Genomic DNA, 12,424 nt, shown 5'->3' with positions numbered 1-12,424 from the left:
GAACATGGCCACAACTACCATCAAGACGCCGCCCCGGCAGATTCCGGAGCTGAGCAACGCCACGATCGACGTCCCACCGCCGGATCCGCTGCCCGAGCAGAAGAAGGGGCCGCTGATTCTGCGGCTCGCGCCGCTGCTGATCGTCGGCATCATGCTGCTGTTCGTGGTGATGATGTTCGCGACCGGCGCCGGTCAGATGTCACCGCGCATGCTGATGATGCCGTTGGGCATGATGATGATGTCGATGGCCTACCTGGGCACCGGCGGTCACGGTGGCGGACCGATGACCGACATCGACTCCACCCGCAGCAACTATCAGCTCAAGCTGCGGGAGCAGCGCACTATCGCGCACCATGTCGGTGAGGGAATCCACCGGCTGCACACGATGACCTACCCGCATCCGTTGATGTTGGCCTCACGTGCCGGTCTGCCCGGTATGTGGTCGATTCGGCCGGGGGACTCCAAGCTGTTGCCAGGCAAGCAGGAGAAGGACGCGCCGGAAGCGTTGCGTGCCTGGCTCACCAGCAGAATCGGTGTGGGTATCACGAAGTTGCTGCCGAGCATCGTTGAGCCGGGGACCGAGATTCCAGAGCGCCTCGAGCCGGTGACCGCTGGGGCGTTCCGGCGGTTCCTGCGCACGCAGAAGTTCATCACCAACTGCCCGCTGGGGATCAGCTTGGCTGAGCAGGAGGCCTACAGCTTCCGGGGTGACCCGGCCGCGACGCCGGAGGCTGCGGCGAAGTCCGTTGCGAACACTCTGGCGCTGGGTCGGGCGATGGTGTGCTCGCTGGCCTATAACCACTCGCCCAACGATCTGGCGATTGGGATCATCTGCGAGGCCGGCGTGCGGTCGCAGTGGGACTGGATGAAGTGGTTGCCCAACAACCAGGACCCGCGGCGTAACGACAAGGCCGGTTCGGCGCGTTACGCATGGGAGTCGGTGGCTGAGTTCGTCGCCGACACGGGGTCGTCGGCGAGCGAGGGAACGCACCTGATCGTGTTCGTCGACACCCCGAGCCACGATGTGTCGCTGCCTCCTGGGTGGACTCGGGCGCAGACCACGTTTGTCGTACTCAATGCTCCCAGTGAGTCGTTGACGAACAAGCAGGGCCGCTTCCATGTGTCGGCGAACGGGGAGTTCGCGACGCCACGGCAGATGCGGTTGGCTCACGCTGATGCACTGTCGGTGACCCAGGCGAGGGTGATTGCCCAGAAGATGAGCCGGTTCCGGCCGCCGAATTGGTCCCGCGACGACCGCGGTGGCGATGTCGAGGTGTCGGGCACCAAGCAGAGCTACTTCGACGTGCTGGGAATCAAGGACCTCGAGACATGGGACCCCCGGGCGCAGTGGGAGGCTAACGCGATCGACTCTCACTTCGAGATCCCGGTCGGCTTCGTGCACGACGGGAAGTCGGTCACCTCGGAAGTGTTCAAGATGGACTTCGCTGAAGCGTCGTTGCGTGGCACCGGCCCGCACGGCGTTATCCAGGGTATGACGGGCTCCGGCAAGAGCTTCCTGCTGATGGGGCTGGTCGGGTCGCTGTGCACGACGTTCGGGCCCGACAAGATCAACCTGATCCTGATGGACTTCAAGGGCGGGACCGCATTCCGGCGCTTCGAGCGGATGCCACACGTGACGGCCAACATCAGCAACCTCGATAACGCCGCCGATCTGGTTGCCCGCACCGGTGTTGTCCTCGAGGGCGAGATCCGCCGGCGCGAGCTGCTGATGGATGAATACGACTGCAAGGACATCGTCGAGTACCGCAAAAAGCGGGCCAAGAACCCGGACAAGTTCCCGCCGCTGCCGGAGCTGTTCGTCATCATGGATGAGTTCCGGGAGTACATGCAGATGAACCCTGATGTGCTGCGGGTGTTCATCCGGATCGGTACGGTCGGGCGTGGTTGGGGCATCCATGTGTGGCCGTGCTCGCAGGTGGTGGATATGACGCTGCTGCGTGATCTTCAGAACCACATCACCTTCGGTATCTCGCTGCGGGCCAGCGACACTGGCAGCTCGCGTGGCGTGATCGGTACCGACGAGGCGGCATCGTTGCCGATGGGTGAAGGCCAGGCCATCGCGCTGCGCAAAACCCGCAAGAACCCCGACGACCCCGAGCGGGTGCGCTTCCAGGGGTTCAACGTCGAGCAGCCCTACATCGCGCCGACCCGGGAGGCGGCGAAGCGTCACGAGGCTGCGTCGCGGGGCGCCGGACGCAAGGACCGCCTGTCTGATTTCACCCTGCAGAACGCATTCAGTAGTCATGAGGATGTCGAATCCGACGCGAAGCGTGGGGAAGTCGCGCCCATCGTGGGTGATCTCGACGACCTGCCGAAGATGAAGGATGCCCTCATCGATCGGATCGGGCAGTTCCAGGACATCAAAGCATTGCAGCTGTGGCAACCCACTCTGCGGGGACCCATCAGCTACGCCGACGTGAAGGTGGCCCCTGCGGGATCGCAGCGCCTGGAATTCCAGATCGGTATCACCGACGCGCCGTTCGAGCACGCCCGTGTGCCGTACGTGATCCGGCCGGAGGACTCCGGGGCTCACATTCGCATCGTGGGACAGGCCGGGTCTGGTCGGTCAACGGCGGTCGAGGCGATCATTGGTGGTGCCGCACAGGCATATTCGCCGCAGTTCTGCTCGTTCTACATCATCGACTACTCCGGGGCGAAACTGTCGGAGATGGCGGAAATGCCCAACGTCGGTGGGTACACCCAGAAGATCGACGAAGACGCGATCAACCGGTTCATCGGAGAGTTCTTCCGAGTGCTGGCGATCCGTGAGAGGGAGTTCGGGCGGCGCCGGGTGGCCACACTCGACGATTACTTCGCCGACCGGGCGAAGGCTCCGACCGAGGGGGACCCGTATGGACACATGTTCCTGGTGTTCGACGGCTTCACTGGGTACCTCGCCGACAACGAGGGCGCCAAGGAATCACTGCTGCGACTGCTGGAAGGCGGTGCCCGCTACGGACTGCACGTGGTGGTGACTGCGCAGGCCAACGCAGAGATCCCGATGAAGATGCACCGGTTCTTCGGCACGACCATCCACCTGGCGGTTCAAGACCCCAACGAGTCGTTCGTGACCGGCGCGACCAAGGCCATGGTGGTCGGCCTGCCCAGTGATCAGCCGGGCCGATGCATCGACTTCACCCGGATGCTCGAAGCCCGCATCGTCGTTCCGCAGTTCGAGGCCATCGAGGCCATCGGCGAGGAACGCGGCATGGCCAAGTACGACAATCGAGCCAACTACTCGGCGGGAATCGGGCGTTTCGTGGCCGCAATGCAAGCACGCTACCCGGAGCCGGAGCGGCGCGCCGTGCAGGTCCGGCCGGCGCCGCCGAAGATCGACTACCAGATCATCTGGGATCTTTACCACGGCTACGCCCAGCAGATCGCTGCGTCGACGCCGCAGGTTCCTGGTCGGCGATTCGCGCTGGACCGGCATCTGCCGTTCGCGATCAGCACCGAGGACCTGCGGGTGATCACCGTGCCCGATCACACCTCTCCGCACCTGCTGGCCGTCGGGGATACCAAGTCGGGCAAGACAACCCTGCTGCGGGCCTTGATCAACTCGGTCGTGCAGCAGTTCACCCCCGAGGAAGCTCAGATAGTGATCATCGAGTCGCGCTATGACCTGCTCACCGAGCAGGAGAAGCTCGCCGAGAATGGCTATCTGATGGCCTACGCCGACAAGAACTCGTTGCCCGATGCTGTCGCCAAGGTGAAGGAGGCTATCGAGCCGCGGTTCCCGAGCCTCGACCAGGGCGCGCAGCTCTCGGCTGAGGCGGTACGCAACCGCAGCTGGTACACCGGCCCGGAGGTGTTCGTCTTCGTCGACAACGTGTTGTCGTTCACCGGTGCCGGGTTCTCGGTCAATTCCCCGCTGGATCCGCTGCTAGAGCTGATGTCGCGCAACGACCTTGGCTTGCACGTCTACGCAACGGGTCCCGCGCAGGGATTCGGAGGTATGCGGCAGACGAACAAGCTCTACAAGGCGCTGGGAGAGGCCAACAGCACCACGTTGATGCTGTCCGGTCCGGCGGCGGAGGGCACCATCTGGCCTAACAGTGGTATCAAGTTCGCCCTGCGTCGTCCTGGGCAGGCAGCGGTCGTGGATCCGATGGACATGAAGCCCGAGGTCGTGCAGATCGGCTTGGCGCGGCCCTGGGACGAGGACAACGTCCAGCGGTAGCCCACGGTGCGCTGACGGCCCTCGTTATGCCACCACGCTCGTGCGGGTGAGATAGCGGGGGCCGTTGCAGCTGAGGCGGATTGGTTAGGCGCTGACCGGTGTCGGTTCGCCGGCGGCGTTGGCTTCAGCGAGACGACTGTAGAGGACCTGGGCGTAGCGGCCTGCGTAGTTCTCGATGACGTCGAGGTACTCGTTGAGCTTTGCGATGTCGCCGTCGTCAATGTCGAACTCATAGAGGTGCAAATGCCGGCGTACCAGGTCCGCGTTGTCGGCGTCGAGCGTGGACATCATGTGGTTCACGCCGTGGTAGCGGGCATGGTTGATCTCGAACTCGCTGGGCGGCTCAGGATCGACGTCGGGGATGTAGGCGGGTAGGTCGATGACGGTGAGCTGCCCCTTGGTGAAGCTGCCACCAGTTTGTGAATCCCGTCGCGACTCGTCGATGATTTTCACGGTTTGCCCGGGCATTCGATGTTTGACGATCAATGTCAGGTGCTTATCGGGTTCTCCGGGAATGGATTTGGTATCTAGGTCGACCTCGAAATTCTTGGTGGTGTCATCGAACGTGCGCGCCCATCGGATGCGTCCGGAGGTGAGGCGGGCGTAGCCGGGCTCGGTGCTGCGATGGACGTAGACGTACTGACTGCGGTTGGTCAGCGCCCAGAAACTGGCGTGCGGCGCCTCGGCGTTCGCCCACACCGTGGAGTCCTTGGTGAGGAATCCACGGCGCGACAGTTCGGCGAAGTCGATGAAGCATTGCGACAGCACACCCGCCTCTGCGCCGGCCGGGCTGGCGTAGATGTATGCCTTCATGATGCCGAGAGTAAGACGTGGATAACCACGTCTTCGGCCGCGACGCGGCGAGGTGGGGCTTTTCTCGGGCCTGGGCTGCGGCAGGGCTTCGGTGGCGGCGGGGGGTAGCGCTGACCGGGTTATGTACACGGCGCGCAAGCTAGGCCGGGGCCGGGGCCGGGGCGGGTGAAGGTCAGGGACCGCGGCCAGCCTGTGGCGGGACCAGGGCCGCAGTGGGGGAGCGGTGGTGCATCAACGGTGCAGGCTGAGGGCGGTGTGGCAGTCCACGGGCTGGGCGCACGCGGGGGCAGGGGATGGGGGTGTGCCGGGGCGCAGTCAGGGGCGCGAACGTGGAGGGCAATAGCCTGCGGGCTGTTGTCTCGGGCCGTATCGGGGGAGGCCTCGGGGACGTTTCGGGTCAGGGCCTGGCCGTGGGCGGCCCGTGGGCGCTGGACCCCAGCAGGCGGGCCGTTTGTGGGGCATGCACCGACGCGGTCTTGCGGTGCGCCGCACAGGGCGGTACGGCTCGTCAGACCGGTGGCGGGGTTCAGTGGCCGGTGTCGATGCGACGCCGGAGATCGTCGGCCGCGACTGGGGGTTGAGGGTTTGCCTGGGCCGGCCCAGGGCCCGGCGGGCGAAGACGTGCTATGCCCGGCGTATTCCGTCCGACTGGAGCTGCGCCGAGGGCCGGAGGCATTAGGCGGCGAAGTTTTCGGGGTCGGCATGTTTCGCCGCTCAAATCGGCTTTGTGTGCGTGTTACTTTCGCGATAACCCCAGATAGTTGGGTGTGTCGGGAGCAGTTAGCTGACGCAAGGGGACCAAGGGAATTCGGGAGGGAATCTCATGATGACACTGCTCTACCAGACCATGTCGCTGCTGGCGAACGCCCCGTCCGGATCGGTGCGTGTCCTCGCAGACATCAGCAGCGCCGGCGACGGCACCTCCAACGGGGCGATCATGAGGATAGTCCTCAAGGGCCAAGCGATCCTGTGCATCGTGACCACCGGCTGGTTCGGGTGGAAGGTCTTCGGCGTCTACACCGAGAAGTCCGGAGGGCAACCCTCAGGCCCGGGCGGTGGTGGCGGTGGCGGTGGCGGACAGAAGAAGAAGCTGGTCGATGAACTGACGCACTTCGCGCTCGCGCTGGGCCTGATCGTGTCGGCGTATCCGATTACCGACATCGTCTTGGATGTCTTTGGCGGGCTGATGAACTGACGAGCCCACAAGGACTAAAAAGGGGGGTTGGTGAAGGCGTTTCGCGTGTTCAACGATGTCGACCAGGTCGATGTCGAATGGACGATCCTGGGACTGCGGTGGCGGATGCCGTCGATGATCTGCCTGATCGGCGCACTGCTGTTCGGCGTGATCGTCACGCGCGCGGTGTCCTACTGGGTGGGTGTGCCGATCGGTGTGCTCGGGGCGCTGCTGGTAATTCGCCTGGTGGGGGCGGTCAACGCCATGGACCCCGGCGGGCACTTGCATGAATTCACCCAGTTGGGCCTTCTTCTACGAACTTGGGCTCGACCTGTGATCGACAACTCTGGGAGACGTTGATGGGCGACTACTTTCCTCGAATCACCCGCCGGATAGGCAATCTCATCTACAACAGCGACGGAACGGTGTGGGCGAACTACCTGCTGCGCGGGATCAACACCGACCCCTACCAGCCCGGCCGCATCGAGCAGTGCCAGGACGCCAACGCCGCACTGTTCACCGCCCTGTCACGACTGCACGCCGCAGACTTCCTGCTGCTGGGCATCAAAGCCCAAACCCCAGCGGATCTGATCATGGAGCGCGCATCTGCCGGCATCCCCGGCTTCGGGGAACCGGGCCGCTACCCGGCGCTGCTGGCTCAGTACAACGCCCTGTACGCGCGGATCAACGCCGGTGAACTCGCTGAGTATCAACGGATCTACTGGCTGTCGATCGGCCTGCCGACTCATCAGTCCCTTCGCGACAAGATCTTGTCCTCGGTCGCCATCATCGACCCTCACCAGCGCGTCGACGAGCGCATCGTCCGCTCCCTGGAGAAGCAGTATTTTGAGGCGCTACCTCGACAATTCCGGCCGATCCGCACAACGCCGGCCCACGTCCGATGGGTGTTCGACCGGGCCCGCCAGCGCGCCATCACCGTTCCAGAGCTGCCGCCTGCCGAGGCCGACCGCGCAGTCATCGATGACAGTCCAAGCTCGTTCGCGCAGATCGATATCAACAAGAACGCCGATACGGACGCTCTACTGGATGACTTGGTCGACAAGGTCGCCGACGGCGAGCCGTCGGTCGACCCGTCGGGGAAGAGCCGCGGCTGGGCAGGAGTGCTGCGCGACAATTTCGACAGCACACGCTGGGGGCGGATGCTGTCGATCGCCAACGTCGAGACCCGCAACGCGGATTTCCCCAACGGCTACACCAGCTATCAGGTGCAGATGGGGATTGCGCAGTATCCATCGGTCGAGGGGTTCGACATCAACGCCTTCACCTACTTGGTCGACCAGGAGATCGGCTGCGACGCCGACTTCGCTCTGCGATTCCACTTCGACCAAGAGGTTCTGACCAAACGCGGGATGCGCAAGGCAATGAAGGAGCTCAACGCCGAAGCCAACGCCAACATCACCGACGAGTTCGACGGTGAGGAGTTCGCCGACCGCCGCGGCGAGATGCGTAACTTCCGGCACACCGCGAAATCCGAACGCGACCCGCGCGGGATGAAGGTCGCCGTGATGTTCAGCTTCGCCCATCAGAACCGGCCATTCCTGGAACAGCGAATCGCCGAACTGTACGCGCACTTCGTCAAACACGACTTCACGCCGTACCTGCCGGTCGGCGGCCAGTTCGACATGTGGCAGGCGATGATGCCCGGATCCAGCTGCCCGCCGGTCGTCGAGCAGATCAAGCAGACCACCACTGCGCGCCTCTTCTCCTCCTATATTCCGGTGCGGCGCACGGTCATCGGTGATGCTATCGGGGTTCCCATCGGGATCAACGAGGAGAACGCGCTCGGCCAGATCGTGCACTGGGACATCTTCAACGCCTCAGACAAGGGCAATGCGTCGGCGACGGTCTCCGGGGCGAAGAACAAGGGTAAGTCGTACCTGATCAAGGAGATGCTTGCCTGGTTGATGGATACCGACTGCTACGCGCACGTCATCGACCAGTCCGACCATGGCGAATATATGGTGTTCGCCCAAACGCTGACCAGCACCGAGGTGATCGATGTGTTCGGCGGTGTGGACGCGCTTGGCCATCGGGTTTCGATGGATGTGCTCAAGTGCTGCGCTCCGGACGTTGCGGCGTGGCTGTTTCTGGACCTGTGGTTGCCGCTGCTGGGGCTGGAATCTGATTCTGAGGCCGCGACATTGCTGTCGGCGACCGTCGAGCCGGGGTACCGAAAGAGCTTCGGGATCGCCTCGACCCGGGCGCTGATGAACCACCTCGAGCACGCGGTTGTCGGCGACGCAGCACGAGAGTTGGCCCGCAAGCTCAATTTCTGGGCGCGCCAGCCCTACACCCACGCTTTCATCGATCCGATCATCGACGGGGCGGTTCGCGAGCACGATCCGTTCAACGCGAGCGCGCATGCGGTCGTGTTCCGGACGCACAAGCTCAACGTGCACCGCGGCGAGAACTCGAAACCCACCGAGCCGCAACGTTTCGCGGCGATGGCGTACACGGCGGTTGCGCGGCTGACCACTCTTCGGTTCGGTGGCATCAAGGAGCCCTGCGCCCTGGTGGGTGACGAGATGCACTTCCAGAAGGGCTCGGATGTGCTCTTGGAGTTGATCGAGCGTCCCGACAGGGTCGGTCGGCGTGCCAACAACTTCTTCATCGCCGGGGCGCAGCTCGCCAGTGACTTCGATGAGCATTACCGCCTGGTGAAACGCAAGGTGTTGTTGGGTCAGGAGACGCGTGCCAATGCCGCTGAGGCCCTGGCCTATGGTGACATGCCGCCCACCGAGCGGCTGGTGGACAGAATGGTTACGGACACCTCGCCGCTGGATCCGGACAACAACAACATGCCGATCCCGTCTCGAGCGGGGGAGGGCTGGTACAACGACGGCAACAACATCGGCAGGTTCAAGGGCCTGCCCCAGCTGTTGGCTGCTCGCCGGAAGTACGCCGACACAACTGCGTCGCGCGTCATCCGGGAAACCGACCTTCCCGGCGCGGTGGCCGAGGTGGCTGTCGGGATGCCGCGATGACGGTGCCAGGCGGAGCCGCGCCGGCGGCGGCCGGCGCTTTCGACGCTGATGATGTGGGGTCGATGTTCATCGGCTGGTTGAACCTCGTTGACCGTGACGGCGGGAAGCTGGCCAATTACCGGCTGAATCTGAACTCGTCGGCGTTCAGCCTCATGTCTCAGCTGTGCGGGATGCTGGCCGACTTCGGCTACCTGGTGTTCCTGGTGATCTCGGCGCATGCGGTGGCCCTGATCAACGCGATCTTGAACCCGGACGCGTGGCTGGAGCCGCTCTCGAATGTCTACGGGGCGCTCACGGGGCGGGTCTACGAGGTGATCCCACCAGTGGTGCTGGCGATGGGCGCCTTCAGTCTCTTGGCGTTCAACGTCTTCATGCGGCGCGGCTCGGCCGGTTCGGCAGTGCAAGTCAGTAAGCGGCAGTGGGATCGGATCTGGGCGGGGATCCTGCTGCTCGGGGTTGTCGCGGTGCTGGCATCGAACCCGTTTCGCCTCATCCGTGAGGTGCTTGGTGTTGTGCTGGCGGTCGCGGGATGGCTGACCGCCAGTGGTGACGCGGGTGTCGGCGAGCGGGTGAACACCGCGATCACCGACTCGGTTCGAGCATTGACCTTCTTGATCAACTATCGCGGTGACCTCAGTGGCGAATGCGCCAAGGCGTGGTCAAAGGCGATGAATGCCGGCGGGTCCAACCCGAGTTGCCTGACGCACCAACAGCTGGCCGGTGCTCACCCGACCCCGGCGAATGCGCTGGCCGCATTGGTGGCGGTGGGATTCGCGGTGGGCTTGTGCTACTTCGCCGTCGTGGTCACGCTGCACATTCTCAACCAACTCGCTCTGACCGTCATCTACCTCACGGGGGCGGTGTATGTGGCGGTGGTCGCCATGAACAAGCGGCGGGCCTTTGACCCCCTGTCGCGGACCTTGGCTCGTTGCGCCACGCACGCGCTGTTCGCGCTGGGGTTGTGGCTTGTGGCCGGGGTGGGGCCGAGCTGGCTGATCTATCTGGTCGTGTCGGTGGCGCATTTCTTGCCGGCGTGGCTGCAGATCGTGCTGATGGGGGTTGCCTACTACTACACGGCGAAGTGGCTGCGGGTGCTGCTGGCCAACATGGAGACAGTGCTGAAGTTGTTCCGCGACCGGGTCGAGGGGTCGAAATATTGGACCGCGATGTATGCGAACAACCAGACAACCGTCTTGGGCACGGCGGTGGAAGGCACGTTCGATCAGCCCAAGCAGTGGGCGGTGGATCAGTATCAGCGCCTGCGTCAGTACGTGAGTTCCGCGGGCGAAGCAGGCAGTGAGAAAGGAGCCGCGATGGCCTCGGTTCAACCGATGATCGTGGCGGATACCCCTGAATTTCGGGCAGCCACTGATCGCGCCGACACATATAACCCCAGCGAGGGGGAGCGGACACCGGTTGGAATCACGGGCGGTGACATCAGTGCCCCGTCTGTTCTGGGCCAGGTCATCGACCATCGCGGCGCCACGGCAACAGATCCTGCCGACAAGGTGGTTGTCGTTACGGCAGATGGTGGGACGCTCATCGGTCGCCCGGGTACGCCTGCTGACCTGATCTCCCCGTCCCCCCAGGGGGCCGGCGGGCTGATGCCGATCTACTTCCGTGGGGGTATCGGGCAGGCCGCGGCGCCGTTTGCGCTTGTGCAGGGTGACCCCGCGGTGTCGGCGCCTGCGGTCGGCATGCCGGTGCTGGCGCCCGACACCGGGCAGCAGGACTCTTTTGACAGCGCCATCTCGCAGTATTGGCGGCATCTCGATGCCCTGGGTACGCGGATGAAGGCCGAGGTCGCGGCGCTAAATGGGCGCCCGGCACCGGGCCCGGATGAGGTGGCGGTGGGATCGGCCACTTTCGGCACGGTCGAGTCCATGCCGCCTGTAGCGTCAACCAGTCGAGCGGTCCCGGCGAGATCAGGGATTCGGGAGTTTCGGTCGCTACTAGATCCTGCGGCGCGTACTCAGCGCTTGGCGCATAATCGCAACCTGTTGCGGGCCCGCGGCGTGGCGGCGCCGGTGACGATCTCTGATGAAGATGAGTCGGCTGAGCAGCTGGTGTTTGTCACCGGTCCTGACGGAAAGAATCGGATTGAGCGGCGAAACGGAGTGGGTTTCGGCGATGCTATTTGACCGGAACCCCCCACGCATCTGTAAACTTCACCGTAAGAATGACTCCCTATGCCGGAAGCGGGAAACTGATGGTTAAATTCGACTCCTCGCAGACCGACCCCGCCGAGGTCGAGAAGCTGCGTGACGCCTTCGTCGCAGGCCGCGCGGCGGGCGAGCCCGCGGCATCAACCAGTGAGAAGGCCCCCCCGGCCGGGGGTTCGACGACCAGCGGGGGCGCGGCCGCACCGACTGCCGACCGAGGCGACACGCCCAAGGCGGCCACTGGAGCCGCCGCCTCGGGCAGTGGTCCATCTCCTGCGGCGCAGGGCTCCGGTAAAACCGGTGACTCGGCCAAACCCGCCGGAGCTGCTACGACGGGCAGCGGTGCCACCGCGCCACCCCCGGCGGAGAAACCTGCCAAAGACGGTCTTCACTCTGGCGACGCCGCTAAGTCCGCACCGAAGCGGCCCGACAGCCCTTCAGTCAGTGACAGCCCATCGGCCTCGGCGCCCTCGTCGAGTGGCCGCCACGGAGCCAGCGTCCCACCCCTGACCGGCTCAGAAGGAACCGCCAGCGCCGGTCGCGAATCCGCGCCTTCGGCTCAGCAGACCACCCCATTGACTCCTGTTCCCAAGCAGACCAGCCCGACGACCGACCGAGGTGCCTCAAGCGAGCGAGTCCACTTGGGCCGCGAGATGCAGGACGCCGCCCGGACTGTCGAGATCCGGCCGACCCAGCCCTCTACCGGACCGGAACCGCGACACGGTGCATCCATCGGTGGAACCACCCCGCCGCCGGCGCCGGCGTGGCCGCAGCGTCAGGCGCCGACACCGCCTCCTCCTGCGCCGACGCCTCCTGCTTCGCCGGCCCCGCAAGCGGCTCCGCCGCCTCCACCTCCCCCGGTTCAGCAGACGCCTCCGCCCGCTCCGGCTCCCGCCCACCACACGGACCCCGACCGGCCGGCATGGACGCCCTCACCCGCCGCATCGGCAACCAGCGATCAACTGCACCGACCATTTGAGCCGCCGCACATCAGTGCTCCGCCAATCGCTTCGCCGCCGACCTTTGCCGCTGGACCGACGGTCCCCACCCCCGCACAGAATGTTCCGCC

The 12,424-nt window shown here is 64.7% G+C and carries 6 protein-coding genes; 5 read left to right on the top strand and 1 reads right to left on the bottom strand.

The genetic code is table 11. From position 1 onward, the window contains the following. Positions 1-4 precede the first annotated feature (4 nt). Positions 5-4,201, top strand: coding sequence for an FtsK/SpoIIIE domain-containing protein (locus AWC16_RS18225; RefSeq protein ID WP_085266158.1), 4,197 nt, complete (start codon positions 5-7; stop codon positions 4,199-4,201). Between the two features lie 84 nt (positions 4,202-4,285). Here the strand turns inward: AWC16_RS18225 and AWC16_RS18220 are convergent, their stop codons facing one another. Further along, the gene (locus AWC16_RS18220) at positions 4,286-5,014 is read right to left on the bottom strand and encodes a hypothetical protein (RefSeq protein ID WP_085266157.1); all 729 of its coding nucleotides are present in this window, start codon (positions 5,012-5,014) and stop codon (positions 4,286-4,288) included. 823 nt (positions 5,015-5,837) lie between these two features. Between AWC16_RS18220 and AWC16_RS18215 the strand changes: the two genes are divergently transcribed. The 4 genes from AWC16_RS18215 (at position 5,838) to AWC16_RS18200 (ending at position 11,334) form a co-directional block, all read left to right on the top strand. Next, positions 5,838-6,209: a hypothetical protein gene (locus AWC16_RS18215; RefSeq protein ID WP_085266156.1), complete on the top strand. Its 372-nt coding sequence runs from the start codon at positions 5,838-5,840 to the stop codon at positions 6,207-6,209. 30 nt (positions 6,210-6,239) lie between these two features. Further along, positions 6,240-6,548, top strand: coding sequence for a hypothetical protein (locus tag AWC16_RS18210; RefSeq protein WP_085266155.1), 309 nt, complete (start codon positions 6,240-6,242; stop codon positions 6,546-6,548). Beyond that, the gene (locus AWC16_RS18205) at positions 6,548-9,193 is read left to right on the top strand and encodes a TraC family protein (RefSeq protein WP_085266154.1); all 2,646 of its coding nucleotides are present in this window, start codon (positions 6,548-6,550) and stop codon (positions 9,191-9,193) included. Before AWC16_RS18210 ends, AWC16_RS18205 begins: the two co-directional genes overlap by 1 nt. 194 nt (positions 9,194-9,387) lie before the next feature. After that, entirely contained in the window at positions 9,388-11,334 is a 1,947-nt protein-coding gene (locus AWC16_RS18200; protein WP_133055978.1) for a hypothetical protein, read from the top strand. Positions 11,335-12,424 lie beyond the last annotated feature (1,090 nt).

It is taken from the genome of Mycolicibacter longobardus, from assembly GCF_002102265.1.
Taxonomy (GTDB): Bacteria; Actinomycetota; Actinomycetes; order Mycobacteriales; family Mycobacteriaceae; genus Mycobacterium; species Mycobacterium longobardum.
Note: the sequence above shows the minus strand (reverse complement) of the source record. Positions and strands in the feature narration are given on the sequence as shown.

What these genes read in the sequence shown, in the direction of transcription:
- AWC16_RS18225 (WP_085266158.1), top strand. Translation starts at nt 5, where the DNA reads ATGGCCACAACTACCATCAAGACGCCGCCCCGGCAGATTCCGGAGCTG.
- AWC16_RS18220 (WP_085266157.1), bottom strand. Translation starts at nt 5,014, where the DNA reads ATGAAGGCATACATCTACGCCAGCCCGGCCGGCGCAGAGGCGGGTGTG.
- AWC16_RS18215 (WP_085266156.1), top strand. Translation starts at nt 5,838, where the DNA reads ATGATGACACTGCTCTACCAGACCATGTCGCTGCTGGCGAACGCCCCG.
- AWC16_RS18205 (WP_085266154.1), top strand. Translation starts at nt 6,548, where the DNA reads ATGGGCGACTACTTTCCTCGAATCACCCGCCGGATAGGCAATCTCATC.